This is a genomic window from Mesorhizobium sp. GW821-FHT07A06 (genome assembly GCF_059419085.1).
The window spans coordinates 483,339-507,138 of the sequence record NZ_JBWKRC010000001.1; the positions used below are offsets into that span (position 1 = coordinate 483,339).

Sequence of the window (23,800 nt, forward strand, 5' to 3'; positions counted from 1 at the left end):
GCTCTTTGCGCCTGCCTTGCAATATATTCTCGCTGACTGCCAAGGAGGCCGCCAGTGTTCCTGCTCAATCGCAATGCCTTGCACGGTAAGCCGCTTGATGTGACGGATGCCGAAACCCTGGGGATCACGGGCGCGGACACGGTCGAGCGCTTCCTTGCCCACCGTGAAAACCACGCAATGACGCCGCTGCACGCGCTGCCGGCACTGGCGAGTGAACTCGGCCTTGGCGCGTTGCATGTCAAGGACGAGGGCTTTCGTCTCGGCCTTGGCAGCTTCAAGGCGCTGGGCGGCGCCTATGCTGTCTTCCGACTGGTGCTGGAGCAGGCAGGCGAGCGCCTTGGCCGCTCTGTCGATGTCAGTGATCTCGATCGAGCCGATGTTCGCTCGGTCGCCGCAGGGATGACTTTTGCCTGCGCCACCGACGGCAATCATGGCCGCTCCGTCGCGCAGGGCGCCGAGCTTGCCGGCGCCAAGGCCGTGATCTTTGTCCATGCCGGGGTCAGCGACGAGCGCATCTCGGCGATAGCTCGCTATGGCGCGGAGATGGTTCGTGTCGACGGCAATTATGACGATTCGGTCCGGCAAGCCGCCGAAGTCGCGGCCCAGAAAGGCTGGACCGTGGTGTCGGATACGTCATGGCCGGGTTATGAACGCATTCCTGGCCTGGTGATGCAGGGCTATACGGCGATCGTGCGCGAAGCGCTGCGCCAGCTCAGCGAACCGCCAACCCACGTCTTCGTCCAGGCCGGCGTTGGCGGCGTTGCCGCTGCTGCGGCTGGCCATCTCGCCATCGTGCTCGGCGAAGCCAGGCCAATCTTTACCGTCGTCGAGCCCGCGCGTGCCGCATGCATCGTCGCAGCCGCTGTGGCAGGGCGTGTGGTCAAGGCGGCACACGACCAGCCGACTGTCATGGCGATGCTTGAATGCTACGAGGCCTCACAGGTCGCCTGGCGCGTGTTGGCGCGCGCCGCCGATGCCTTCATGACCGTGGACGAGGACGACGCCATCGCGGTGATGCGGCGGCTGGCACGGCCGGCCGGCGACGATCCGGTGATCGTCTCCGGCGAGAGCGGCGGCGTCGGCCTTGCCGGGCTGATCCGGGCGCTGGCCGCAAACAAGACCGATCTCGGTCTCGACGGCAGATCCCGGGTGCTGGTGATCAACACCGAAGGCGCCACCGACCCGCATCGCTATTCCGAACTGGTCGGCATGAGCCCGGCCGATGTGCTGGCCGGCAAGCTTGCCGCCGAGGCAACGCCATGATCGCCGTCGATGCGCGGCGCCTGCTTGGCCGCATCCGTGAACTGGGCGCAATCGGCCGCGATGGTGAGGGCAGGCTGACCCGGCTGGCCGCTTCCGACACCGACAAGCAAGGCCGTGATCTCTTCGTTGGCTGGCTGCGCCAGGCCGGGCTCGATGTTGCCATCGACCGTATCGGCAACATCTTCGGCATCTGGCAAAGCGCCGGCAACGCAGGCAAGGCGCCGCTGCTCATCGGCTCGCATATCGACACCGTCATCGACGCCGGCATCTATGATGGCTGCTACGGCGTGCTTGCCGGGCTGGAGGTGATCGAGACGCTGAAGGCGTCGGGCTTGTCGCCGTCGCGCCCGCTCGCCGTCGCGGCCTTCACCAATGAGGAAGGCGTACGCTTTTCTCCCGACATGATGGGCTCGCTGGTCCATGCCGGCGGCGTCGATGTCGAGGCGGCACTTGCCGCTGTCGGGACCGACGGCGGCACGCTTGGGCAGGAACTCGCCCGCATCGGCTATGCCGGCGAACGCGAACCGGGCTTTCTCAAGCCGCACATCTATGTCGAGCTGCATATCGAACAGGGGCCGGTCCTGGAGCGCGAAGGCATTCCAATCGGCGCGGTGGAGACGCTGCAGGGCATCTCCTGGCAACGCATCACCCTCGATGGCGTCGCCAACCATGCCGGCACCACGCCGATGTCGATGCGCCGCGATGCCGGATATGCCGCGGCACGTGTCGTCACCTTCCTGCATGACCGGGCAGCGGCGTCCAACGCACCAACCGTTGCCACAGTCGGCACGATGCGTCTGGAACCGAACGCCATCAACGTCATTCCATCGCGCGCCGTCTTCACGGTTGATCTGCGCGATCCCGACGAGCAGCGCCTGCAGGCGGAAGAGGCGGCGCTGGCCGCCTTTCTGCAACGGCTCGCCGTCGAAGGCATCGCCGTGACGGTCGAAAGGCTCGCGCGCTTCGAACCGGTTGTCTTCGACGGCCGAGTGGTCGAACTGATCGAGACCGCGGCGAGGAAGCGCGGGCTCGTTTCGAGGCGCATGACCTCGGGCGCCGGCCATGACGCGCAGATGATCGCGCGCATCGCACCGGCGGCGATGATCTTCGTGCCGAGCGCGGGGGGCATCAGCCACAGCCCGCGTGAGCACACCGAGGATGCCGAGCTTGTTGCCGGCGCCAACATCCTGCTTGATGTGATCACTGAGCTTGCCGAGCTCGAAGGGTGAGGACATGGCCGAACTCGATCCCGAAACGCTGAAGCGCGAGATGACCGGTTGGCGGCGCGACCTGCACGCGCACCCCGAATTCGGCTTCGAGGAGAAACGCACATCTGCCTTTGTCGCGGCCAAGCTGCGCGAGTTCGGCCTTGACGATGTCGCCGAGGGTGTCGGTGGCACAGGCGTCGTCGGCACGTTGAAGCGCGGCGACGGCAACCGCGCCATCGCGCTGCGGGCCGACATGGATGCGCTGCGCATATCGGAGCAATCGACCGCGCCCTATCGCTCCGGCAATGTGGGAATCATGCACGCTTGCGGCCATGACGGCCACACCGCCATGTTGCTTGGCGCGGCCAAGCTGCTGGCAAGCGAGGGCGGTTTCGACGGCACAGTGCGCTTCATCTTCCAGCCGGCCGAGGAGTGGGGCAGGGGCGCGCTCGCCATGCTCGACGATGGCCTGATGCAACGCTTCCCCTTCGACGAGATATTTGGCCTGCACAACATGCCCGGCCTTCCCGTCGGGCACTTCGAGACCCGCGCCGGTCCCGTGATGTCGGCGGAGGACAATTTCGAGATCGTGCTCAGGGGGCTCGGCGGCCACGCGGCGCGGCCGCATTCGGGCAGCGAGACGCTGGTGGCCGCCTGCGCGCTGGTCACCAATCTGCAGACCATCGTCTCACGCCGGCTGAGCCCGGCCGACATAGCGGTGGTGTCGGTGACCGAATTGATCACCGACGGTACCCGCAACGCACTGCCCGGTCTTGCCCGCGTCCTCGGCGATGCGCGCAGCTTCCGGCCAGAAGTCAGCGCCGAGATCGAGCGCCAGATGCGAGCCATCGCCGAGGGCACAGCTGCCGCCTACAATGTAGCCGCGGAGGTGAACTACAGCAGAGAATTCGTGCCGCTGCGCAACGATGCCGAACTGGTCGACGCGGCCTTTGCCGCCGCGGCAAGCGTGTTCGAGCCCGGCAATATCGCGGTCGCCCGGGAGCCGATGACGGCATCGGAGGACTTTGCCCGGTTTCTTGATCACGTGCCGGGCTGCTTCGTCTTCCTCGGCAACGGCGAGGCTTCGGCACCGCTCCACAATTCCAGCTATGACTTCAACGATGACGGGCTGTTGTTCGGCGCCAATTTCCATGTCGCGATCGCCCGGCAACGGCTTGAGGTTTGACAGGCTACGGGATGCATTTGGCGGGGGAAAACGCCCCGAAAGGGCCGAGATCCGCGATCCCGCATGACGTGGCGGCAAGACTCAGCTAGCCTTCACCGTGCGGCGGACCTGATATCCGCCTGGCCGGCGCTATCAGACACCTCCCAAGCGGCGCCGGCCTTCTTCTTTGCGGCGACCGCCTGCTAAATTAGTGCTAATTAAATTTAGAGTATTCGCACTTGCATGAAGTTAGGGGTCTTGCTGGCATGGAAGCCTCAGGTCTTTGGGGGCGGGAAGACAGATGCGCGGGCGGAGCTGGATAAAGGCATTGCGTCAGGAGGAGGCGCGGCAGGTGCGCGCGCGCCTCGCCGAACTGGAAAGAAATCTGACGGCAGCATACCCGCCCCGCAGCCGCCGGCAACGGCAGGAAACCGGGCACGAACTGCGCATTGCCAAGTTCCGTCTCAAGCGCCTTGAGGAGTGCATCGCCGCAATGCCCTGAGGCCTCAGGACACCCAACATTCTCCAACTGATCCCTGCGTCATCGCGGAAGCATTGGCGAATACAGGCCGCGTTCGGCTCCCGGAGCCTTTGTCGGTGGCAGTTTGTTGTCGCAAGCCGTTACAGTCAAAGCCACCAGGGCGAGGGCTAATCTCAGCTTTTTCATTGCTGCCGCCTCCAACCTCACAACGAGGCGGCGCCGGTTTGGTTGCGAACCGGCGCAGAGGGAACAAAACGCCGCGCGTCCGGTTGATCCCTATTAGAGGAGACCACAACATGATCCGTTTGCTTCTGGCAGGCACATTTGCCTTTCTGGCCTACCGCTTCGCTCGCAAGATGATCGATGATGTGCCCGACGACATTGACCCCCTGTTGCTGCCGGCATCGAGAAGTGACCGCGAGGCTCTGCGACGCCAATCGGCGGCCATGGGCGTCGATCCCAGGCGGTAGAGCCATTCCGGGAATCGCGTCAAAATCAGGAGTAGCGCCCGCCGCTTCCTTGTTGCGAACAAAGCGGAAACGATGCTTGATGGGCGATGAACCTTGCCGCCCATGATTCGACGTTTCTGGAGCCGACTGTCCAGCCCGCCTATCTTGCCCGCCTGAACGACGCCCAGCGCCAGGCCGTCGAGCATGGCGACGGCACGATCGCCGGGCCATTGCTGGTCATTGCCGGTGCCGGTTCGGGCAAGACCAACACGCTGGCGCATCGCGTCGCCCATCTCATCGTCAGGGGAGCCGACCCGCGCCGCATCCTGCTGATGACCTTTTCGCGCCGCGCCGCCTCCGAAATGGCAAAACGTGTCGAGCGCATCGCCGGCGAAGTGCTGGGCCGCGACGCCGCTGTCATCACCGATGCGCTGACCTGGGCGGGGACCTTTCACGGCATCGGCGCGCGGCTGTTGCGCGACTATGCGCTGGAGATCGGCCTCGACCCGGCCTTCACCATCCATGATCGCGAGGATTCCGCCGACCTGATGAATCTCGTGCGTCACGAGCTCGGCTTCTCAAAGACCGAGGCGCGCTTCCCCACCAAGGGCACCTGCCTTGCCATCTACTCGCGCGCCGTCAACGCGCAAGCGCCGCTCGGCGAAGTTTTGGGGGCGGCCTTCCCTTGGTGCGCCGGCTGGGCGGGAGAGCTGAAGCAGCTGTTCGCAGGTTATGTCGAGGCCAAGCAGGCGCAGAATGTGCTCGATTACGACGATCTGCTGCTCTACTGGGCGCAGATGGCGGCCGAGCCGGAGATCGCGGCGCATCTGGGCGGGCGTTTCGACCATGTGCTGGTCGACGAATACCAGGACACCAACCGGCTGCAGGCCTCGATCCTGATGGCGCTGAAACCCGACGGTGCCGGGCTGACGGTGGTCGGCGACGATGCGCAGTCGATCTATTCGTTCCGCGCCGCGGAGGTGCGCAACATACTCGATTTTCCAAAACAGTTCGCCCAGGCCGCCGATGTGGTGATGCTGGAGCGCAACTACCGCTCGACCGAGACCATTCTGGCGGCCGCAAACGCGGTGATCGGCGAGGCTTCGGAGCGCTTCACCAAGAACCTGTGGTCGGAGCGCAAATCCACCGACAAGCCAAGGCTGGTGAGCGTGCGCGACGAGGTCGAGCAGGCGAATTTCGTCTGCGATACCATCCTCGCCGAGCGCGAGGCCGGCACGGCGCTGAAATCGCAGGCGGTGCTGTTTCGCGCCTCGCACCATAGCGGCCCGCTGGAGATCGAGCTGACGCGGCGCAACATTCCCTTCGTCAAGTTCGGCGGGCTGAAATTCCTCGATGCCGCACATGTCAAGGACGTGCTGGCGGTGTTGCGCTTCGCCGAAAACCCGCGCGACCGCGTCGCCGGCTTCCGCGTCCTGCAGCTGATGCCGGGAATCGGACCTTCAGCCGCGGCACAGATCGTCGAGACTATGACGACAGCACTTGATGAGGCGATGGGGCTGGCCGGCTGGCGGCCGCCGCAACGCGCGGCGGACGACTGGCCGAGCTTCGTCTCGCTCTATTCGGGCCTGCGGGCCGGCGCCAAATGGCCGGCCGACCTCGAACAGGTCAGGCTCTGGTACGAGCCGCATCTGGAGCGCATCCACGAGGACGCGATCACGCGCCGCGCCGACCTGCTGCAGCTCGAGCAGATCGGCTCGGGCTACGCCTCGCGCGAACGGTTCCTGACCGAATTGACCCTCGATCCGCCTGACGCAACCAGCGACCAGGCCGGACCGCCGCATCGCGACGAGGATTACCTGATCCTGTCGACCATCCATTCGGCCAAGGGCCAGGAATGGAAGAACGTCTTCGTTCTCAACACGGTCGATGGCTGCATTCCGGCCGATCTCGGTGTCGGCACCAAGGAGGATATCGAGGAGGAGCGCCGGCTGCTCTACGTGGCGATGACGCGGGCCAAGGACAGCCTCAACCTGGTCATGCCGCAGCGCTTCTTTCCGCATGGCCAGGCGGCACGCGGCGACCGCCATCTCTACGCCTCGCGCACGCGTTTTATCCCGGCTTCGATCCTCGCCGCGTTCCAGCAGATGTCGTGGCCGGGCGTGCAAGCGGCGCAGGGCAGGGCGCCCCGGCCGGAAGTGCGCGTCGACATCGGCGCGCGCATGCGCGGCATGTGGAAATAGCTGAAATCGTGACGCGCCCACCGGTCAGGATTGCCATTGCCGGCGCGCTGGGGCGCATGGGCCGCCAGATGGCGGAGGCCGTGCGGGCTGATCCGCGGCTGGCGCTCGCTGCCCGCTTCCATCGCCCGGATAGTGCCGGCGACGGGCTGGTGAGCCGCGACGAGGCGCTTGCCATGGCCGATGTGGTGATCGATTTCACCACGCCGGGGGCTTCGGCCGACCTGGCGCGGTTTTGCGCAAACCGGGGCGGCCCCGCTTTAGTGGTTGGCTCGACGGGTTTCGATGCCGCCGAACTGGCCGATATCGCCGACGCCGCGAAAACGATTCCCATCGTGCGCTCCGGCAGTTTTTCGCTCGGGCCCAATATGCTGGTCGGATTGGTGGCACAGGCGGCGAGAACGCTCGATGCCGATGACTGGGATGCCGAGATTTTCGAGGCGCATCACCGCCACAAGGTCGATGCACCGTCGGGCACCGCACTGATGCTGGGGCAGGCCGTTGCTGGCGGACGTGGCGTCGAACTGGGCGCGGTCGCGAGGCGCGTTCGCGACGGGCTCGTCGCCGCACGTCCGGCCGGCGAGATCGGTTTTGCGGTGACCCGTGGCGGCAGCATGATCGGCGAGCACAGTGTCAGCTTCTGTGCCGAGGGTGAACTTGTTACCTTGTCGCATGCGGCAGGCGACCGCATCATGTTCGCCCGTGGCGCGATCGCCGCGGCACTTTGGGTATCGGGACGCCCGTCCGGCCAATATGATATGCGCGACGTGCTGGGACTGAATGGCTGAACACAAGGCATGCATCGTTACAGCGTCGCGACAGCCCGTCAGTTGCGGCTTACCTATACGTAAAATTTGCCATGATTTTCGGCTTTACCCTGAAAGCTGAATGAAAGGTTGATGCCATTACTGTTGGCTGGCGTCCCCATATTATCACGCAAAAAGCGATGGGAGAGAGGAGGGGCGCGGGAAACGAACAAAGGGAAGAGGCCATGTCGCTCGCGCGAATACTGCTTGATTCAGCCGCCACAACCGCACTCGTCGCCACCATGGCTTTCGCCACGCCCTCCGCGCGCGCCGACGAAAAAGTTTCCATCATGGTCGGTGGCTACGAGAAACAGATTTATCTACCCGCCAAGCTGACCGAGGCACTCGGCTACTTCAAGGACGAGGGGCTCGACGTCGAGTTGCTGAATGAACCCGCCGGCGTCGATGCTGAAAACGAGATGCTTGCCGGTGCCGTGCAAGGGGTCGTCGGCTTCTACGATCACTGCATCGATCTGCAGGCAAAGGGCAAGTTCGTCGAATCCGTCGTCCAGTTCAGCCAGGCGCCTGGCGAAGTCGAGCTTGTGTCGACCAAACATCCCGAGATCAAGTCGCCCGCCGATTTCAAGGGCATGAGCCTTGGCGTGACCGGCCTCGGCTCCTCGACGAATTTCCTGACGCAGTATCTTGCGGTCAAGAACGGCTTGAAGCTCGGTGAGTTTACTTCCGTTCCCGTTGGCGCCGGCAACACCTTCATCGCCGCCATGCAACAGGACAAGATCCAGGCGGGCATGACGACAGAGCCGACGATCACGCGGCTGCTGAAGACCGGCGAAGCCTCTGTACTTGTCGACATGCGCACCATGGAAGGCACCAAGGCCGCGCTCGGTGGCACTTACCCGGCCGCATCCCTCTACATGCAGACCGATTGGGTCGAAGCGCACAAGGACATTGTGCAGAAGCTGGCCAATGCCTTCGTCAAGACGCAGAAATTCATCAACTCGCATAGCGGCGCCGAGATCGCCGAAAAGATGCCGAAGGACTACTATGTCGGCGACAAGGAGGGCTATGTTAAGGCCCTCGATGCCGGCAAGGCGATGTTCACCCCCGACGGGATCATGCCCGAGGGTGGGCCGGAGACGGTGCTGACGGTGCTTTCGGCCTTCTCGAAGGACCTGCAAGGCAAGCAGATCGACCTTGCCAAGACCTACACCTCGGAATTCGTCAAGAACGCCAAGTAGCAGGCGATGCCGGCGCGGTGAACGACATCACGCCGGCACCCGTCATTTTTCACGTCCGGCGGCCTTGGCCGACGGCGGGCGTCCGCTCGTATCCTGGAGTTCCACCATGGCACTAGAAAAAAATGAGCCGGCGATCGAACTGATCAATGTCAGCCGTCGCTTCCTCTCGCCCACCGGCAAATCGCTGACGGCGCTGCGCGATTTCACAATGACCGTCGAGCGCGGTGAATTCGTTGCCGTGGTTGGCCCGACGGGTTGCGGAAAATCCACCACGCTCAACCTTGTCACAGGACTGGCAAGCCCCAGTGCCGGCGAGGTTCGTGTCATGGGCGCGCCGGTCAAGGGGATAGACCCGCGCATCGGCTTTGTTTTCCAGAGCGATGCCCTGTTCCCCTGGCGAACCGTGATCGAGAACGTGATGGCTGGTCCACTCTTTCGCGGCAAGGCGAAATCGGACGCCACCGTCGCGGCGCGTGACTGGCTGGCGCGCGTTGGGCTATCGCGGTTCGAGCATCACTATCCCCATCAGCTTTCGGGCGGCATGCGCAAACGTGTGGCGCTTGCCCAGACATTCATCAACGGACCCGAGATCCTTCTCATGGACGAGCCGTTTTCAGCGCTCGACGTGCAGACGCGCGTGCTGATGCACGAGGAACTGTTGCGCCTGTGGTCGCAAGCAAAGGCCTCGGTGGTCTTCGTCACGCACGACCTGGAGGAGGCGATTGCGCTGGCCGACAAGGTATATGTTCTGACTGCCGGACCTGCGACCGTGAAGTCGGTCTACACTATCGACCTGCCTCGTCCGCGGGTTGTCGCCGACATCCGCTACGAACAGAAGTTCATCGACTATTCACGCACGATCTGGGCCGACCTCAAGGAAGAGGTCGAGACCAGTTATGCGCGTGCGGCAGCCTGAGGAGGAATGCCATGACTGATGCCGCCATCGATATCAGCTCCGGAACTTTCAGGCCGGGCACCTCCGACGCCGAAATCGAAGCGGCGGCCGCCAAGGCCGCACAGCACCGCCGCCGCACCGTGATGTTCTGGCGTATAGCCATTCTGGTTGCCTTTCTGGCCTTGTGGGAAATCGCCGCGCAGATGGCCTGGATCGATCCGTTCTTCTACGCGATGCCGAGCGCGATCGCGCAACGGCTCTATGAATGGACAACCGAAGGAACATCGGAAGGGCCTCTCTGGTACCACCTCTATGTCACCATGGAGGAGTCGGTCATCGGCTTTGTGACAGGCTCGGTTGCCGGGATCGTCATCGGCGTCGCGCTCGGTCGCAATCGGATGGCCGCCGATATCTTCTCCATCTACATCAAGGTCATCAACTCCATCCCGCGCGTGGTTCTGGCGCCGATCTTCATCATGATTCTTGGCCTCGGACTCGCCTCGAAAGTCGCCCTTGCCTTCGTGATGGTTTTCTTTGTCGTGTTCCACAACGCATTCCAGGGCGTGCGGGAAGCGGACAGGGCAATGATTGCCAATGCCCGCATCCTGGGTGCCTCCAACTGGCAATTGACCCGCTCGGTGATCGTCCCGTCGGCGATGAGCTGGATCTTCGCCAGCCTGCATGTCAGCTTCGGCTTTGCCATTATCGGCGCGATCGTCGGCGAATTCGTCGGCTCTCGCTACGGCATCGGCCTGCTGATCAACATTGCCAAGGGATCCTTCGACGCCGCCGGCATGTATGCCGCCATCGTCATCGTCATGGTGGTGGCGCTCGGCGCCGAATATCTGATGACGATGGTCGAGGATCGCCTGGCAAAATGGCGTCCCCAGCCGCTGCATGAAACGCAGTGAGCGGCGACGTGCTCTAGCTGCCTGCCAGCGGCAACTTCACCTCAACCACCAGGCCGGCGGCCGCGCCATCCCGCAGGGTGACACGGCCGCCGGCGTTTTCGACGACCTCGCGCACGATGGCGAGCCCCAGGCCGCTGCCTTCCTCGGTCGAACCGGCAATGCGGTAGAAGCGTTCGAATACATGGTCGCGCTCATCCGGCGGGATGCCGGGGCCGTCGTCGGTAACCGTCAGCACGGCTTCGCCATCGACGGCCGCCACCCTCACCGTGACGCTGCCGCCTGACGAGGAATAGCGCAGCGCATTGTCGACAAGGTTGACGATCATTTCGCGCAGTATGGTGCCGTCGCCGACGACAGGCACGGGGCCGGTCTCCTCGAGGCCGAGATCGATGTTGCGGGCGATCGCCGCCGGCGCCTGCGTTTCCAGCACGTGCCTGGCGGCCTCGGTCAGGTCGATGCGATCGGCGCGTGGCCGCCGGCTGCCGGGCTCGGCCCGCGACAAGGTGAGCAACTGTTCGGCCAGACGGGCCAGCTTGCCCGAGCTTGCCTGCAGCGCGATGAGCGCCTCCTGGCGTGCGTCGGGGACAGTTTCCCTCAAGGCATAGCTCGCCTGCGTCGAAAGCAGCGCCAGTGGCGTGCGCAACTGGTGCGCGGCGTTGGCGATGAACCGGCGCTGCGCCGCCATCTGCGCCCGCACGCGCTCCATATAGACGTTCAGCGCTTCGATCAGCGGCCGGATCTCGCTTTGCGCGTCCGGCACCTCGACCGGGTCGAGATCGCTGCGGCTCGGCGAGCGCACCGCGTCGCGCAGCCGGATCAGCGGCGCCAGGCCGCGATGCAGGCCCAGCAGAACGAACAAGCCGGCAATCGCCACCAGCGCCAGCTGCTGGGTAAAGGCGCCAAACCAAAGCCGCCGGACCATGGCATTGTGTCCGGCAAGCGTGACACCAACAGTAACGGATATCGGCGAGTCGTCTCCAGCGCCGACCACCGTATGGCTGTAAGTAAGCAACCGCAGCAGATGGTCCCGATAGGTTGCCTCGGTGCCGGGATACTTCACCGCCTCCGGCAGGTCGGGATAGCCGGTCAGCAGCCGCCCTCCGGCAGCCTTGACATGGTAGTAGACGCTGTCGCGGTCACCGGTATCGAACATCTCGATCGCCGCCGGCGGTATTGTGGCGTCGAGCACGCCGTCGCTCACGGCGACACGTTCGGCGATAGCCCGCGCCGAGCCCATAAGCATGCGATCGGTGACGAGATCCGCGGTCGCCAGCGCGTTGCGATGGCTGGTCCATAGGTTGATGGTGGCGAGCCCAACGAGCGGCAAGACCACCCAAGCCAGCAGTTGCAGGCGGAGACTGTTAATCCTCATGGCGCAAAAGATAGCCGAGGCCGCGCAAGGTGGCGATCTGGACGCGCGACCCTTCGAGCTTCTTGCGCACACGGTGCACATAGATCTCGATGGCGCTTGGATCCGCATCGGTCTCGAAGTCATAGATGGCAGCCGACAGTGCAGCCTTGCTCACCGTGCGTCCGGCTTTCACCATCAATTGTTCAAGCACTGCGTGTTCTCGCGGCGTCAGTGCCAGCATTTCGCCGGCGAGCGAAAACAGCCGCGTGTTGGTGTCGAAGACGAGATCGCCGCAGGCAACGACAGGCGCGGTGCGGTCATTGGCGCGGCGCAGTTGCACGCGGATGCGTGCTTCGAGCTCCTCGATCTGGAACGGCTTGGCGAGATAGTCGTCCGCGCCTTCGTTGAGGCCTTTGACCCGGCCATCGAGACTGGCGTTGGCGGTCAGCACGATCACAGGCACTGCGTTGCCGCGTGCCCGCAGCATGCGCAGCACCTCCATCCCGCCCATGCGCGGCAGTGCCAGGTCGAGGATGACAAGCGCATGATCGCCCGCCGCCAGCGCGTGCTCGACATCCTCGCCCTCATGGACGATGTCGACCACGTAATTTGCCTGGCGCAGGGTTTTGCCCAACCAGTCGGCGAGTTCACGATTGTCCTCAACAAGCAGCAGTCGCATATCTATGGCGGTCCGGATCCCATCTCCCCGCGGAATGCCCAAGGCTTGATCGGCCGCGGCACCCCTGATCTCTCCTGAATGAGCGACAGTATCGATCTCAACGCAAGACAAATGCGGCTCTGGCGCGGGGTTACAGCAGACCCATCCTGGGTCAAATCAGCCCGTTTCTGTATACAAATCGAACCGAACGGTTCGGTTCTGATTGACAGATTGTACCGCAGACGGTGAACAATGGCCTCCAGAATCACTGGGCCCTCGTCAGAGGGGAAGAGTTTAACGCAATGAAATAATTGAATAATTCTTATTTGGTGCGCTGCGATGCAATATGCATCGTCTATAATATAACGAGGTCCTGCAGGACCGGGGCGACTGGAAATCCCAAAAGGCATTCCCTACTTCGGGGTGGTCCGAGCGACGCGAAATTCCTCCCAAGGGCACGCCACTAGACGGACAGGACAGATAAATACTGGAGTAAAGAAAATGACCAAGATCGCTCTTACAGCAGCCGCCATCCTCGTTGCCACGGGCACCGCCTTTGCCGGCAGCGACAACTATGGCTCGGCCAACGTCAACCAGCCCGCCGCCACTGTCGACCATTCGGTCACCGCTTCGATCTCGAAGTCGACCGCAACCGTCCAGGCCCAGGCCCCGCAGGGCGCTGACCGTAACCTCTTCGGCCGCTAATCGCGACTGTCGATTTCAATCCGACCTTCAATTCAGGAGTACTTAAAATGACCAAGATCGCTCTTACCGCCGCTGCCATCCTTGTTGCCACGGGCACCGCTTTTGCCGGCAGCGACAATTATGGCTCCAACAATGTCAACCAGCCGGTTGCCAACCAGTCGATCTCCAACGTCGACAACACGCATACCGGTTCGATCGCCAAGTCCGTAAAGGTACAGGGCGACGCCAATGCCAACGTGCCGGCTCAGTCGGGCCAGGGCATCTGGGGCCGTTAATCCCTTCAAACCACGGTAGACGACAAAGAGCGGTGGGCTTGGCCCGCCGCTCTTGTTTTTTGTGCGATGGGGATAAGTGCCAATGCCGATCGAGTTATGAGGGAGGCAGGGCTCCAGCGGTTCACATTGGGGTTGATCGAAATCGAACCGATCGGTTCAACTTATCTTGACGAGCCGTGAGCGGATGGGGCCGCCGGTTCAGCAAATCGCCGTGCCATACGTTGGTCGAGTTCCTATAACCATATGATATTGATCAGTAAAATTATTGTCGTCCTACGATTTGGCCGAGGTCGGACGTCTCGATCCGGTGCGTGATGGAACATCTTCGTGATTGGAAGTCGGCGAATGAAAAAACCACCTGCAGCCTGTCCGAGCGACGCGAAATTCCTCCCAAGGGCACGCCACTAGACGGACAGAACTGGAAATACCGGAGTAAAGAAAATGACCAAGATCGCACTTACCGCCGCCGCCATCCTCATTGCCACGGGCAGCGCCTTCGCCGGCAGCGACCATTATGGCTCGGACAACGTCAACCAGCCGGCAATTACCGCGCCCGCTGGCAATATTGATTACAGCCACACGGCTTCGATCCGCAAGCCGGTCGAGCACCACGGCTTCAAGCTGACGCCCGATTCAAACCAGCCGGAATCCGGCCAGGGTATCTGGGGCAACTGAGCCGACGCTCAAGCAGGCTTCGATACAAAGAGCGGTGGGCCTGGCCCGCCGCTCTTGTTTCTTGTGCGACAGGGCTGGTGACCTCGGTTTGACCAACCAATCTGCCCATCCGGCAGAAAAAACGTCCGCGTTCAGGAATAAAGCCGGGTGGCACCGGGTCTTGTCCTCAGCGGAACCGTCCTCCCAAGACGCCGCCCAACGGATGAACAGGAGATTGAAATGAACAAGATTGCTCTCGCTGCCCTCGCTCTTCTCTTCGCGACCGGCGGCGCCTTTGCCGGCAGCGACCACTTTGGCTCCGACAATGCCAGCCAGCCGGTTGCTCCGATTGCCGGCGTCGATCATGCCGTCACCGGCGCGGTCAAGAACACGGATATGGCCGGGCACAAGGCAGCCGACGCCAAGATGAAGACCGCCACCACCGACTGGGCGGAACCCGGCCAGGGCATCTGGGGCAACTGAGGGTTCGAATGCGGCGGACCTGTCCGCCGCATCCGCCCGGCATGGGCTTTTAGCCCAAATCCTTCGGGCGCAGGCAATGCGTCAGCCGCGCGGACAACAGGTCGGACCACTCGCCCTCGAAGACGAAGCGCGCGAGGGCTGCCGTGGGGAACTTTTCCTCGAGCCCCTTGCACGCCTTGACCTCCGAGCCCGGACCGGCGAGCTGTTTTGCCAGGTCCTCCAGTCCAGGATTGTGGCCAACCGCCATCAGGCAGCCGCTCGACGGGTCGGCCTTATGGATATGGCCCAGAATATCAGCAGCCGGAGCTTCGTAGAGAGGTTGGGCAAACACGACCCGTGGATGCACGGGCAACTTCGCGGCCACCAATCGCCACGTGTCGCGGGTGCGCAGCGCCGACGACACCAGCACCTCATCCGGCAGCCAGGCGCGCGCCGCGAGCTCCCGCCCCATCAATCGCGCCGCCTTCAATCCGCGCTCGGCGAGCGGCCGGTCGAAATCATCGAGGTCAGGGTCGTCCCAGCTCGATTTGGCGTGGCGCAGGAGCAGAAGTTGTCTCATCGCCGCACTCTCGGCTCAGGGCGTGATCCGCGCCAGGTGTTCCAGGTCGGCTTCCTCGCGCAGCGGATCGGGCGCCATCACCACCGAGGTGCCGTTGTCGGCGTCATCGGCAAAGTGGGCAAGCACCGTGCGCCCGCCCTCCATGCGCGCCTTGCCCTCGGCGACCAGTCCGAGCGCCAGCGGATAAAGCCGGTGCTCGGCCTTCAGCACCCGGGCGGCCAGCGTATCGGCATTGTCGCCGACCATTACCGGCACGGCCGCCTGCGCGATGATCGGCCCGTCATCCATCTCGGATGTGACGAAATGCACGGTGCAGCCATGGATGCGCAGGCCGGCGGCCAGCGCGCGCGCATGGGTGTCGAGGCCCTTGAACGCAGGCAGCAGGGCAGGGTGGATGTTGATCATGCGACCCTGCCATTTCTGGACGAAGCCTGATGTGAGGATGCGCATGTAGCCGGCCAGCGCCACGATCTCGGCATTGAAGGCCTTGAGCGCCGCGTCGATCGCCGCGTCATGCGCCTGCTTGCTGCCATGGTCGGCGCGGGTAATGACCTGCGTGGCGATGCCGCGCGCCTTGGCGATGCCGAGGCCGGCGGCGTCCGCCTTGTCGGAGATGACGCCGACGATCTCGGCCGGAAAGGCCGGGTCGCTGGCAGCGGCGATCAGCGCGGTCATGTTGGAGCCGCGCCCCGATATCAGGACGACTGTGCGTTTTCTGCTCATAGGCCGATCGAGCCCCGATAGATGACGCCGGCGTCACGGCGCGGCACGATGCGGCCGATCGGCGTCACCGTCTCGCCGGCCTCCTGCAGCACGGCGGCGACCTGTGCCGCCTGGCCAGACGCGACGGCCAGGATCATGCCGACGCCGCAATTGAAGGTGCGCATCATCTCTTCCGGCGCCACGCCGCCGGTCTTGGCCAGCCACGAGAACACCGGCGGGACGTCGATCGCTTCGAGATCGAGCTCGGCCGAAAAATCCTTGGGCAGCACACGCGGGATGTTTTCCGGGAAGCCGCCACCGGTGATGTGGGCCAGAGCCTTGATGCCATGCGTGTTGCGGATGGCCTTGAGGATCGATTTGACATAGATGCGGGTCGGTTCGAGCAGCGCTTCGGCCAGCGTCGCCTCGTCGTTGAATGGCGCCGGATCGCTCCACGCCAGGCCGCTGGCGGCGACGATGCGGCGCACCAGCGAGAAACCGTTCGAATGCAGGCCGGAGGAGGCGAGGCCGAGCAGCACATCGCCTTCGACAATGTCGTCCGTGGGCAAAAGCTGGCCACGTTCGGCCGCGCCCACGGCAAAGCCGGCGAGGTCATAATCCTTGCCGTGATACATGCCTGGCATTTCCGCCGTCTCGCCGCCGATCAGCGCGCAGCCGGCCTGACGGCAACCTTCGGCAATGCCGCCGACGATCGCCGCACCTTGGTCGGGGTCGAGCTTGCCGGTGGCGAAATAATCGAGGAAGAACAGCGGTTCGGCGCCCTGCACGACGATGTCGTTGACGCACATGGCAACGAGGTCGATGCCGATCGTGTCGTGCTTGCCGGCATCGATGGCGATCTTGAGCTTGGTACCGACGCCGTCATTGGCGGCGACCAGCACCGGATCGGTGAAGCCGGCGGCCTTGAGGTCGAACAGGCCGCCGAAACCGCCGATCTCGCCATCCGCGCCCGGCCGGCGCGTCGCGCGCACCAGCGGCTTGATCTTCTCGACCATGAGATTGCCGGCATCGATATCGACGCCGGCCTCGGCATAGCTGAGCCCGTTCCTGCGCTTGCTCGTTTTGGACTGGCCCGTTTTGTGCTGGCCAGTTTCGCGCTTGCTCATCACAATTTTCCTGCTCGTTTGCGGGCTCTTCGCATGAACGGTTTCGGTCCGCAAGGATAACGGCGGGACCGAGCGCCATTTGGCCTGACAAAAAGGTGGATAGCCTGGCATCCCGCATGACGCCGCGCTTGGAACGGACTGCTTCTCCCTTGTGTCGCCCTTCCGTCTCCCTCATCTATCCGGAAAAGGGAATATGGCGGGACAACACGTTGACCATCCCCAACCTGATCAGCATCCTGCGCCTTGTTCTGGTGCCTGCCGTGGTGCTGGCCATGCTGCAGGCGCGCTGGGACTGGGCCTTTGCCGGTTTCGTCATTGCCGGCGTGTCGGATGGTGTCGATGGCTTTATCGCACGCCGTTTCAACCAGCAGTCCAGGCTTGGTGCCTATCTCGATCCGATGGCCGACAAGCTGCTTCTGGTTTCGGTGTTCGTCGTCATGGGCTTCACCGGGCAGTTGCCGCTGTGGCTGGTCGTCACAATGGTATCGCGCGATGCGCTGATCGTCTGCGCGATCCTGTTGTCCACGGTGATGGCTCATCCCGTCGAGATAAAGCCGTTTCTGGTATCGAAGGCCAATACCGCCATCCAGATCGTGCTGGCGGCGGTTGTGCTGGGCGAACTCGCCTTTGCCGCGCGCCTCGACCCTCTGCGGCAGGCCCTCATATTGCTGTCCGGGGTCTTGACCGTGGCTTCGGCCGCAGCCTATCTCGTGGCTTGGCTGAGGCATATGAGCGGCTATGGCGAAAGCTCCAATCCGGACATCTGAGAAAGAAGCGGCAGTGATCGAGGCCGCGGCTGCCGATCTTGCCGCGTCCTCCGCGTTCCGCCGCCAGATCTTCTTCTGGCTGGCCGGCGCGGCGATCCTGGCGCTTTTCCTCTATGTCTTCAGCGCCATCCTGCTGCCTTTCGTCGCCGGCATGGTGCTTGCCTATTTCCTTGACCCGGTCGCCGACCGGCTGCAGCGGCTCGGCCTGTCCCGCTTCATGGCGACTGTGGTCATCCTCATCACCTTCCTCATCGTGCTGGTATTGGCCTTCGTCATCCTCATTCCGGTGCTGGCGACGCAGATGGCCGATTTCGCCGGCAAGCTGCCGGAATATCTCACCCGGCTGCAGAGCCTGATCACCTCCTTTGATCCGAAATGGCTGGAGCAGAGGTTCGGCGTCAATGCCAATGGCTTGCGTGACGGGCTGAATTCGCTGCTGACCTCGGGCTTTGGCCTGATCACCACCGTGTTCACTTCGCTGTGGAGTTCCGGCATGGCACTGGTCTCGGTGGTCAGCCTGTTCGTGGTGACGCCGGTCGTTGCCTTCTACATGCTGCTCGACTGGGACCGCATGGTGGCGGTCATCGACAGCTGGGTGCCGCGTGACAACGTCGCGACCGTGCGCGCCATCGCGCGTGACATCAACACCGCGACCGCCGGCTTTGTGCGCGGCCAGGGCACGCTCTGTCTGGTGCTGGGCGCCATGTACGCCACCGGCCTGACGCTGACCGGGCTGAATTTTGCGATCCTCATCGGCCTGTTCGCCGGGCTGATCTCCTTCATCCCCTATGTCGGCTCGCTGACCGGGCTGGTGCTGGCCGTCGGCGTCGCCTTCGTCCAGTTCTGGCCGGATTGGACGATGATCGTTGCCGTCGCTGTGGTCTTCTTCATCGGCCAGTTCATCGAAGGCAACATCCTGCAGCCCAGGCTGGTCGGCAAAAGCGTCGGCCTGCATCCGGTATGGCTGATGTTCGCGCTGTTCGCCTTCGGCGCGTTGTTCGGCTTTGTCGGCCTGCTGATTGCCGTTCCGGCTTCCGCTGCCGTCGCGGTTCTGGTGCGCTTTGCCATCGCCCGCTATCTCGAATCGCCGCTCTACAAGGGCCGCGCGACCGAGACCTTGCCGCCGCTGCCGGCCGATCGCGGCGGCGGCCACCGCACGCAGCCGCGTCGCTGAAGTGACCGCTCAGCGAACCGATCCGCCACGCCAGCTGCCGCTCGATCTCGGCCATGGCACCGGCTATTCGCGCGACGAACTTGTCGTCTCCGGCACCAACAACCAGGCGGCGGCGCTGGTCGACCGTTGGCCGGACTGGCCCGCGCCGGTGGTGGTGCTGGCAGGTCCCGCCGGCTCCGGCAAGACGCATCTGGCTGCCATCTGGCGCGCGCGCGCCAATGCGCTGGCCGTGAATGCCGGGCGCATTGGCGACGGCATCGCGAACCTTGGCGCCCGGCCGGTGCTGATCGACGATGTCGATACAGGCGCGATCGACGAGCAAGGCCTGTTCCATCTGATCAATGCGGTGCGTGGCGCCGGCTCAACGCTGCTGTTGACGGCGCGCCGTTTTCCGTCGGCCTGGGGTGTTTCCCTGCCCGATCTTGCCTCGCGGCTGAAAGCGGCGGCGACGGTCGAAATCCACGAGCCGGATGATCTCCTCCTCGCCGGCGTCATAACCAAGCTGTTCGCTGACCGTCAGGTCGAGGTCGAGCCGCATGTCGTGCAGTATCTGGTGCGGCGCATCGAGCGCTCGCTGGCGACCGCAATGCGCGTGGTGGAGCGGCTGGACCGCACCGCGCTCGAGCGCAAGACGCCGATCACGCGGGCGCTGGCGGCGGAAGCGGTCAGCGCCATGGACGAAGGGCAGGGCGCGTTCGAGATTTGACGCATGTCGCCCAGGGTTGCCCTTGGTGTTGGGACACGACATGCACAGACAGTGACATTGAGCGGGCCGGATAGATCTGTTTTGACGCAACGCGCTCGGGGTGACTCGGTGTTCAGACGGCGGCGAACGCGAAGCGTGTCCCATTTTGGGAAATAACAGCTGGCATCCATCTTGCAGCGCGAGGTTGCCGGCTGACCCCGGTCCTGATTGCGTTCCAAATCAGGTTGTAGGCTCGCCGGGAATGAGGTTGTTGGGGTTCTCGCCCGGCGAGCTTACCTTCAAATGCATCGACCGGTCTCCTGTACGGCGGCCGCGACCATTCCGAGCCGCCACGGCTGTCGTTTCCCGCCATTTTTGCAGTGCTCCAGTTGCTGCCGTCTTCAGATTCGCACCGGAAACCGTCGCAGCAAGGCCCACGGCCGGAAGCGACCAAGATAGCCATTCGATGATGCCAATGGCTATCGATACCGCACTTTTCGAAAGGGATGGTCGGAGTGGAGAGATTCGAACTCCCGACCCTCTGGTCCCAAACCAGATGCGCTACCAGCCTGCGCTACACTCCGAACGGTCTGTTGCCTATTCATTTCGGTGCTGCATGGCAAGTGCAAAAACCTTGCCGCCATGCGCATTGCGCAGTAATGACGGGCAAAGGGCGGCGATGCTGCCTTGCACAACAATGAGGTGGCCATGTCCGCGCGCATTTTCAGCCCAGCCAAAACCGCGATGCAGTCCGGTAAGGCAAAGACCGGCCACTGGGTGCTGGAATTCGATCCCGAGATGCGCAAGAAGATCGATCCCCTGATGGGCTATACGACCTCTGGGGATATGAGAAGCCAGATCAGGCTCACCTTCGACACGCGGGAAGAGGCCGTGGCTTACGCCGAAAAGGAAGGGCTTGCCTTCCGGGTCGAGGAGCCGAAAGAGACCAAACGCCGCCAGATTTCCTACGCGGAGAATTTCCGCTATGACCGCAGGACGCCCTGGACGCATTGAACGGCGACCAGCGCCAGATATCTAGCCGGTCCCTTTCGGCCGGCCCAGCGGTCCCGTAGCTCAGCTGGATAGAGCACCGGCCTTCTAAGCCGATGGTCACAGGTTCGAATCCTGTCGGGATCGCCAATCTTTTCAAGTAGTTAGATATTGTATTGCGAGTCTGAAACCAACCGAAACTGGTCGTTTTGCAGATTTCGTTCCTCATGGGTTCTTTTCCATGCGGTGAATGACGGTGTCAGGCCGCGGGAACCTGATGCCTGTCAGCGCGTTGCCTCGCATGCTCAAGAAGATCGCCTTCGCCGCCGTGCTGTTCCAGGTTGCCGTTTTCTCGGCTCTGATAACCCAGACGGTTCTTTTTGCATCCACGGCGACCCAAGCGGCGTCCGTGCAGCATGGCGAGCCCGTTGCGGTCACTGACAAGGAGTGCGCCTCCGCGACATGGCCGAATATTCCGGCCCGATGCCTGGAGCGGGTCGAGGCGCGGAATTCCAGTATCACGATGGTGCCGATGGCCGCGCAATAGGGCAAGGCTCGACGGGCGAGCTGGAATTATTTCGTGATCCATCGAGGTTGGAACCTTAGGCCTCATGAGGCGTTCGGGGCCTTGTATTCGCGGAACCTCATAAAAGGCAATGTGCGGACCAGCGAATGGGCGGGGCAAAGCAAGCGCGGGTTGGGGGAGGAGAAGCCAGGCCATGTCGAAACGAGAAATTGGAACGTCCCCTGCCTTGGGGCGGCGTATCGCTGAACTCAGGGCCAGAATGCGGGATGCCGAAATTTCCGACTATGAGATGAAGACCTTCCACAAGGTCGCCGCCATCATGGGAGCAGGCGACGGCTCGCTACGACTGGATGCCGACGACCTGATCGCCGCATCCTTCGTTGTGGAGGCGAGTCGACCGGCGCCCGGCCGTTGACGTCGGGAATTCCCGCATCGCGAGAAATCAAGGACCGAACCGCTTTCACCGCCGGAGCACGACCACCGATTGGGCGGGCGTGCTCCGGCTCCCTGATCTCGAATTGAAGGGAAAGTCTTATCATTTTGTTTGCGTTGGCACGTCATGGTAGAGGCGGCTAACGGAGTGGAATGGGATGAAGCTCGACCTGTCGCCGACCAGCTGGGGCAGGGTGATCGCTGTCACCGCGGCCGGTACGGCATTCTTCATTGCCGTGGCGTTTTTTGTTGATTCGTTCAATTTCCCCTATCTCTCATCCGAGGCGATCTGGCGCGCGCAACTGACGGACCTGCTTCTTCCCCTGGTGCTGGGCGGCTCGTTTCTGTTTCTTCTCATGTGGAAGATCCGCCAACTGGCCATAGCCCAACGCGAGCTCAGCGTCATTGCCGCGACCGACAGTCTTACGGCGGTGCTGAACCGCGGCGCCTTCTCGATGCTGGTCGAGGCCTATCTCGAGGAGACCCGCAAGCAGGAGCACATCCGTTCCGGCGCGCTGCTGATCATCGATGCCGATCACTTCAAGTCGATCAACGACCGCCTCGGTCATGACTGCGGCGACCAGGCACTCAAGCTGATCGCGCAGGCGATCAAGGGGCAACTGCGCGGCAGCGATATCGTCGGCCGCATCGGCGGCGAGGAGTTTGGCGTGTTTCTTCCCGGTGTCGACCCCTCGCAATCCCGGCTGGTTGCCGAAGGCATCCGCCGGCGGATTCGCGAGATGGACTTTTCGCCCGGCGGCCGCGCCTGTCCGCTTTCCGTCTCGATCGGCGGCACCAGCTTCAGCGGGCCGACCACCTACGAGGCGATTTTCTCCGCCGCCGACCGACGTCTCTATGCCGCCAAGTCGAATGGACGCGACCAGGTCAGTTTCGACCCGGCGGAAGCCGCCCTGGTGTCTCAGCCCAGCGCCGCCACGGTTCATTGAAGGCAGCCTTGCGGCGCGCGAAGGCGGCCGCTTCCTTGACGCCTTCTTGTCGGTGTGCTTCCTCCGCCTAAGGTGATGTATTGGGCATCGCCAGAGACATTCTGCTTTCTTGATCTCCTCGGTCTTCCGGTCCGCTGGCGCGGTCGCGACCTTTCGGTGCCGACGAACGAGTGGCGGGATGGCCCGGGCAAGGCCTGGCAAGCGCGGCGATCATGATCCATCTCTTCAACGGTTTCCAAAACCCGTTTGGCGGCAGCGAGCGCGAAACGCTCGACCTGTACCGGCTGTTGAGCGCCGACCAGCAGGCGCGTCTTTGGGCAACCTCTTCGCGCGTGTCCGACGAACTGATGCGGCAATTTCCGATTCACCGCGTCTCGCTGGCAAAGCGCGACGTGCCGGACGGCGGCACCTACGTCTTCCTCGGCGCGCATTGGCGCAACAAGATCTGGCCTTACCTGATCCGGCGGCCACGCCGGCTGATCTATGTCTTCAACACCTTTCACCCAAAAATCATCGCGCTGACGACCGGCATGCCGCGCCTGCTGGGATGGCCCGACGCCGAACTGGTGCTGATCTCCGATTTTCAGAAGCGCATGCTGCAGGTCGAAGGCGTCGTGCATCCGTCGCCGATCGATATCGGGCGTTTCTCACCATGGCCGGCAAGGTCGGATCGGCCGTTCACCGTGGGCCGGCTGAGCCGCGATACGGCGGACAAGCATCATGCCGACGATGCGGCGCTTTATGAGGCATTGCTGGCCGATGGCGTTGCGGTGCGGATCCAGGGCGGGATGCCGCTCAAGGACAAGCTCACGCCACATCCGCAACTCGAACTCCTGCCGCAAGGCCAGTTTGCCGCCGAACAGTTTTTGCCGACGCTCGATGTCTTCTATTACCGCACCGGCTCGCATGTGGAGACCTTCGGCCGCGTGGTGTTCGAGGCGATGGCTTGCGGTTTGCCCGTGGTCTGCCATTCGCATGGCGGCTATGCCGACCATATCATCCATGGCGAGAACGGTTTTCTCTTTGAGACGACGCAACAGGCGGCGCAAATCCTGGCCGAGCTCAAGGCCGATCCGGCGCTGCGGGCCGACGTGGGCCGCAAAGCGCGGCAAACCGTCGAGCGGCTGTTCTCGCCGCAGGCGCTGCAACAGCGGCTGGATTTCTATCGGCGCTAGCGATACCGCCCGCAA

At 63.3% G+C, this 23,800-nt stretch carries 27 protein-coding genes and 2 tRNA genes; 23 read left to right on the forward strand and 6 right to left on the reverse strand.

Going from position 1 to position 23,800, the window contains the following annotated elements:
- Window positions 1-54: 54 nt before the first annotated feature.
- The 10 genes from AC07SZ_RS02340 to AC07SZ_RS02385 all read left to right on the forward strand — a co-directional run bounded on the left by AC07SZ_RS02340 (window position 55) and on the right by AC07SZ_RS02385 (window position 10,575).
- The gene (locus AC07SZ_RS02340) at window positions 55-1,263 is read left to right on the forward strand and encodes a diaminopropionate ammonia-lyase (protein ID WP_494913120.1); all 1,209 of its coding nucleotides are present in this window, start codon (window positions 55-57) and stop codon (window positions 1,261-1,263) included.
- Window positions 1,260-2,492 (forward strand): Zn-dependent hydrolase, encoded by a 1,233-nt coding sequence (locus AC07SZ_RS02345; RefSeq protein WP_056563123.1) that lies wholly within the window; start codon window positions 1,260-1,262, stop codon window positions 2,490-2,492. The genes AC07SZ_RS02340 and AC07SZ_RS02345 overlap by 4 nt, the downstream gene beginning before the upstream one ends.
- A gap of 4 nt (window positions 2,493-2,496) precedes the next feature.
- Complete coding sequence (locus AC07SZ_RS02350) at window positions 2,497-3,657, forward strand: M20 aminoacylase family protein (RefSeq protein WP_172374087.1); 1,161 nt, start codon at window positions 2,497-2,499, stop codon at window positions 3,655-3,657.
- Between the two features lie 280 nt (window positions 3,658-3,937).
- Window positions 3,938-4,138 carry a hypothetical protein gene (locus AC07SZ_RS02355; RefSeq protein ID WP_494913121.1) on the forward strand — a complete coding sequence of 67 codons (201 nt, stop codon included), beginning with the start codon at window positions 3,938-3,940 and terminating at the stop codon, window positions 4,136-4,138.
- A 275-nt stretch (window positions 4,139-4,413) separates the two neighbouring features.
- Window positions 4,414-4,587, forward strand: coding sequence for a hypothetical protein (locus AC07SZ_RS02360; protein WP_081294691.1), 174 nt, complete (start codon window positions 4,414-4,416; stop codon window positions 4,585-4,587).
- Window positions 4,588-4,673: 86 nt separating this feature from the next.
- The gene (locus AC07SZ_RS02365) at window positions 4,674-6,767 is read left to right on the forward strand and encodes an ATP-dependent helicase (RefSeq protein ID WP_056563117.1); all 2,094 of its coding nucleotides are present in this window, start codon (window positions 4,674-4,676) and stop codon (window positions 6,765-6,767) included.
- A gap of 8 nt (window positions 6,768-6,775) precedes the next feature.
- Window positions 6,776-7,552: a 4-hydroxy-tetrahydrodipicolinate reductase gene (gene dapB / locus AC07SZ_RS02370; RefSeq protein ID WP_494913122.1), complete on the forward strand. Its 777-nt coding sequence runs from the start codon at window positions 6,776-6,778 to the stop codon at window positions 7,550-7,552.
- 203 nt (window positions 7,553-7,755) lie between these two features.
- The gene (locus AC07SZ_RS02375) at window positions 7,756-8,769 is read left to right on the forward strand and encodes an ABC transporter substrate-binding protein (RefSeq protein ID WP_172374083.1); all 1,014 of its coding nucleotides are present in this window, start codon (window positions 7,756-7,758) and stop codon (window positions 8,767-8,769) included.
- Between the two features lie 106 nt (window positions 8,770-8,875).
- Complete coding sequence (locus tag AC07SZ_RS02380; protein WP_056563111.1) at window positions 8,876-9,685, forward strand: ABC transporter ATP-binding protein; 810 nt, start codon at window positions 8,876-8,878, stop codon at window positions 9,683-9,685.
- An 11-nt stretch (window positions 9,686-9,696) separates the two neighbouring features.
- Window positions 9,697-10,575: an ABC transporter permease gene (locus AC07SZ_RS02385; RefSeq protein ID WP_494913123.1), complete on the forward strand. Its 879-nt coding sequence runs from the start codon at window positions 9,697-9,699 to the stop codon at window positions 10,573-10,575.
- A 13-nt stretch (window positions 10,576-10,588) separates the two neighbouring features.
- Here the strand turns inward: AC07SZ_RS02385 and AC07SZ_RS02390 are convergent, their stop codons facing one another.
- Entirely contained in the window at window positions 10,589-11,947 is a 1,359-nt protein-coding gene (locus AC07SZ_RS02390; RefSeq protein ID WP_494913124.1) for a sensor histidine kinase, read from the reverse strand.
- On the reverse strand, window positions 11,937-12,605 hold the full coding sequence (locus AC07SZ_RS02395) for a response regulator (protein WP_056563102.1): 669 nt from the start codon (window positions 12,603-12,605) through the stop codon (window positions 11,937-11,939). Before AC07SZ_RS02395 ends, AC07SZ_RS02390 begins: the two co-directional genes overlap by 11 nt.
- A 480-nt stretch (window positions 12,606-13,085) precedes the next feature.
- Between AC07SZ_RS02395 and AC07SZ_RS02400 the strand changes: the two genes are divergently transcribed.
- The 4 genes from AC07SZ_RS02400 (at window position 13,086) to AC07SZ_RS02415 (ending at window position 14,701) form a co-directional block, all read left to right on the forward strand.
- Window positions 13,086-13,289, forward strand: coding sequence for a DUF680 domain-containing protein (locus tag AC07SZ_RS02400; RefSeq protein WP_056563099.1), 204 nt, complete (start codon window positions 13,086-13,088; stop codon window positions 13,287-13,289).
- Between the two features lie 47 nt (window positions 13,290-13,336).
- Window positions 13,337-13,564 carry a DUF680 domain-containing protein gene (locus tag AC07SZ_RS02405; RefSeq protein ID WP_056563096.1) on the forward strand — a complete coding sequence of 76 codons (228 nt, stop codon included), beginning with the start codon at window positions 13,337-13,339 and terminating at the stop codon, window positions 13,562-13,564.
- A 441-nt stretch (window positions 13,565-14,005) separates the two neighbouring features.
- On the forward strand, window positions 14,006-14,239 hold the full coding sequence (locus AC07SZ_RS02410; protein ID WP_056563093.1) for a DUF680 domain-containing protein: 234 nt from the start codon (window positions 14,006-14,008) through the stop codon (window positions 14,237-14,239).
- 219 nt (window positions 14,240-14,458) lie between these two features.
- Complete coding sequence (locus AC07SZ_RS02415) at window positions 14,459-14,701, forward strand: DUF680 domain-containing protein (protein WP_494913125.1); 243 nt, start codon at window positions 14,459-14,461, stop codon at window positions 14,699-14,701.
- Window positions 14,702-14,750: 49 nt separating this feature from the next.
- Here the strand turns inward: AC07SZ_RS02415 and AC07SZ_RS02420 are convergent, their stop codons facing one another.
- The 3 genes from AC07SZ_RS02420 to purM are packed head-to-tail and all read right to left on the reverse strand — an operon-like array spanning window position 14,751 to window position 17,089.
- Window positions 14,751-15,260 (reverse strand): SixA phosphatase family protein, encoded by a 510-nt coding sequence (locus tag AC07SZ_RS02420; RefSeq protein ID WP_494913126.1) that lies wholly within the window; start codon window positions 15,258-15,260, stop codon window positions 14,751-14,753.
- 15 nt (window positions 15,261-15,275) lie between these two features.
- Window positions 15,276-15,983 (reverse strand): phosphoribosylglycinamide formyltransferase, encoded by a 708-nt coding sequence (gene purN, locus AC07SZ_RS02425; RefSeq protein WP_056563083.1) that lies wholly within the window; start codon window positions 15,981-15,983, stop codon window positions 15,276-15,278.
- Window positions 15,980-17,089: a phosphoribosylformylglycinamidine cyclo-ligase gene (gene purM / locus AC07SZ_RS02430; protein ID WP_494913127.1), complete on the reverse strand. Its 1,110-nt coding sequence runs from the start codon at window positions 17,087-17,089 to the stop codon at window positions 15,980-15,982. Before purM ends, purN begins: the two co-directional genes overlap by 4 nt.
- Window positions 17,090-17,298: 209 nt before the next feature.
- Here purM and AC07SZ_RS02435 point away from each other — a divergent pair, with 209 nt between their 5' ends.
- Genes AC07SZ_RS02435 through hdaA form a run of 3 tightly spaced genes read left to right on the forward strand, consistent with a single transcriptional unit; the run spans window position 17,299 to window position 19,736 of the window.
- On the forward strand, window positions 17,299-17,856 hold the full coding sequence (locus AC07SZ_RS02435; RefSeq protein WP_494913128.1) for a CDP-alcohol phosphatidyltransferase family protein: 558 nt from the start codon (window positions 17,299-17,301) through the stop codon (window positions 17,854-17,856).
- The gene (locus AC07SZ_RS02440) at window positions 17,828-19,030 is read left to right on the forward strand and encodes an AI-2E family transporter (protein WP_056563073.1); all 1,203 of its coding nucleotides are present in this window, start codon (window positions 17,828-17,830) and stop codon (window positions 19,028-19,030) included. The genes AC07SZ_RS02435 and AC07SZ_RS02440 overlap by 29 nt, the downstream gene beginning before the upstream one ends.
- 1 nt (window position 19,031) lies before the next feature.
- On the forward strand, window positions 19,032-19,736 hold the full coding sequence (hdaA, locus tag AC07SZ_RS02445) for a DnaA regulatory inactivator HdaA (protein WP_056563067.1): 705 nt from the start codon (window positions 19,032-19,034) through the stop codon (window positions 19,734-19,736).
- A gap of 486 nt (window positions 19,737-20,222) precedes the next feature.
- Here hdaA and AC07SZ_RS02450 read toward each other — a convergent pair.
- Window positions 20,223-20,299, reverse strand: a tRNA-Pro gene (locus tag AC07SZ_RS02450).
- Between the two features lie 124 nt (window positions 20,300-20,423).
- On the opposite strand from AC07SZ_RS02450, the gene AC07SZ_RS02455 reads away from it, so the two are divergent.
- From AC07SZ_RS02455 to AC07SZ_RS02480, 6 genes are all read left to right on the forward strand, one after another.
- Window positions 20,424-20,729: an ETC complex I subunit gene (locus AC07SZ_RS02455; RefSeq protein ID WP_015318428.1), complete on the forward strand. Its 306-nt coding sequence runs from the start codon at window positions 20,424-20,426 to the stop codon at window positions 20,727-20,729.
- 49 nt (window positions 20,730-20,778) lie between these two features.
- Window positions 20,779-20,855, forward strand: a tRNA-Arg gene (locus AC07SZ_RS02460).
- Between the two features lie 151 nt (window positions 20,856-21,006).
- Window positions 21,007-21,252 carry a hypothetical protein gene (locus AC07SZ_RS02465; RefSeq protein ID WP_244493888.1) on the forward strand — a complete coding sequence of 82 codons (246 nt, stop codon included), beginning with the start codon at window positions 21,007-21,009 and terminating at the stop codon, window positions 21,250-21,252.
- A gap of 172 nt (window positions 21,253-21,424) precedes the next feature.
- Window positions 21,425-21,646, forward strand: coding sequence for a hypothetical protein (locus tag AC07SZ_RS02470; protein ID WP_172374078.1), 222 nt, complete (start codon window positions 21,425-21,427; stop codon window positions 21,644-21,646).
- Window positions 21,647-21,821: 175 nt separating this feature from the next.
- Window positions 21,822-22,610, forward strand: a complete 789-nt coding sequence (locus AC07SZ_RS02475; RefSeq protein ID WP_494913129.1) for a GGDEF domain-containing protein — start codon at window positions 21,822-21,824, stop codon at window positions 22,608-22,610.
- A 170-nt stretch (window positions 22,611-22,780) separates the two neighbouring features.
- Window positions 22,781-23,785 carry a glycosyltransferase family 4 protein gene (locus AC07SZ_RS02480; protein ID WP_494913130.1) on the forward strand — a complete coding sequence of 335 codons (1,005 nt, stop codon included), beginning with the start codon at window positions 22,781-22,783 and terminating at the stop codon, window positions 23,783-23,785.
- Window positions 23,786-23,800: the final 15 nt, after the last annotated feature.

What these genes read in the sequence shown, in the direction of transcription:
- AC07SZ_RS02345 (WP_056563123.1), top strand. Translation starts at nt 1,260, where the DNA reads ATGATCGCCGTCGATGCGCGGCGCCTGCTTGGCCGCATCCGTGAACTG.
- AC07SZ_RS02350 (WP_172374087.1), top strand. Translation starts at nt 2,497, where the DNA reads ATGGCCGAACTCGATCCCGAAACGCTGAAGCGCGAGATGACCGGTTGG.
- AC07SZ_RS02355 (WP_494913121.1), top strand. Translation starts at nt 3,938, where the DNA reads ATGCGCGGGCGGAGCTGGATAAAGGCATTGCGTCAGGAGGAGGCGCGG.
- AC07SZ_RS02360 (WP_081294691.1), top strand. Translation starts at nt 4,414, where the DNA reads ATGATCCGTTTGCTTCTGGCAGGCACATTTGCCTTTCTGGCCTACCGC.
- AC07SZ_RS02365 (WP_056563117.1), top strand. Translation starts at nt 4,674, where the DNA reads ATGAACCTTGCCGCCCATGATTCGACGTTTCTGGAGCCGACTGTCCAG.
- AC07SZ_RS02375 (WP_172374083.1), top strand. Translation starts at nt 7,756, where the DNA reads ATGTCGCTCGCGCGAATACTGCTTGATTCAGCCGCCACAACCGCACTC.
- AC07SZ_RS02380 (WP_056563111.1), top strand. Translation starts at nt 8,876, where the DNA reads ATGGCACTAGAAAAAAATGAGCCGGCGATCGAACTGATCAATGTCAGC.
- AC07SZ_RS02385 (WP_494913123.1), top strand. Translation starts at nt 9,697, where the DNA reads ATGACTGATGCCGCCATCGATATCAGCTCCGGAACTTTCAGGCCGGGC.
- AC07SZ_RS02390 (WP_494913124.1), bottom strand. Translation starts at nt 11,947, where the DNA reads ATGAGGATTAACAGTCTCCGCCTGCAACTGCTGGCTTGGGTGGTCTTG.
- AC07SZ_RS02395 (WP_056563102.1), bottom strand. Translation starts at nt 12,605, where the DNA reads ATGCGACTGCTGCTTGTTGAGGACAATCGTGAACTCGCCGACTGGTTG.
- AC07SZ_RS02400 (WP_056563099.1), top strand. Translation starts at nt 13,086, where the DNA reads ATGACCAAGATCGCTCTTACAGCAGCCGCCATCCTCGTTGCCACGGGC.
- AC07SZ_RS02405 (WP_056563096.1), top strand. Translation starts at nt 13,337, where the DNA reads ATGACCAAGATCGCTCTTACCGCCGCTGCCATCCTTGTTGCCACGGGC.
- AC07SZ_RS02410 (WP_056563093.1), top strand. Translation starts at nt 14,006, where the DNA reads ATGACCAAGATCGCACTTACCGCCGCCGCCATCCTCATTGCCACGGGC.
- AC07SZ_RS02415 (WP_494913125.1), top strand. Translation starts at nt 14,459, where the DNA reads ATGAACAAGATTGCTCTCGCTGCCCTCGCTCTTCTCTTCGCGACCGGC.
- AC07SZ_RS02420 (WP_494913126.1), bottom strand. Translation starts at nt 15,260, where the DNA reads ATGAGACAACTTCTGCTCCTGCGCCACGCCAAATCGAGCTGGGACGAC.
- purN (WP_056563083.1), bottom strand. Translation starts at nt 15,983, where the DNA reads ATGAGCAGAAAACGCACAGTCGTCCTGATATCGGGGCGCGGCTCCAAC.
- purM (WP_494913127.1), bottom strand. Translation starts at nt 17,089, where the DNA reads ATGAGCAAGCGCGAAACTGGCCAGCACAAAACGGGCCAGTCCAAAACG.
- AC07SZ_RS02440 (WP_056563073.1), top strand. Translation starts at nt 17,828, where the DNA reads ATGGCGAAAGCTCCAATCCGGACATCTGAGAAAGAAGCGGCAGTGATC.
- AC07SZ_RS02455 (WP_015318428.1), top strand. Translation starts at nt 20,424, where the DNA reads ATGTCCGCGCGCATTTTCAGCCCAGCCAAAACCGCGATGCAGTCCGGT.
- AC07SZ_RS02465 (WP_244493888.1), top strand. Translation starts at nt 21,007, where the DNA reads ATGCTCAAGAAGATCGCCTTCGCCGCCGTGCTGTTCCAGGTTGCCGTT.
- AC07SZ_RS02470 (WP_172374078.1), top strand. Translation starts at nt 21,425, where the DNA reads ATGTCGAAACGAGAAATTGGAACGTCCCCTGCCTTGGGGCGGCGTATC.
- AC07SZ_RS02475 (WP_494913129.1), top strand. Translation starts at nt 21,822, where the DNA reads ATGAAGCTCGACCTGTCGCCGACCAGCTGGGGCAGGGTGATCGCTGTC.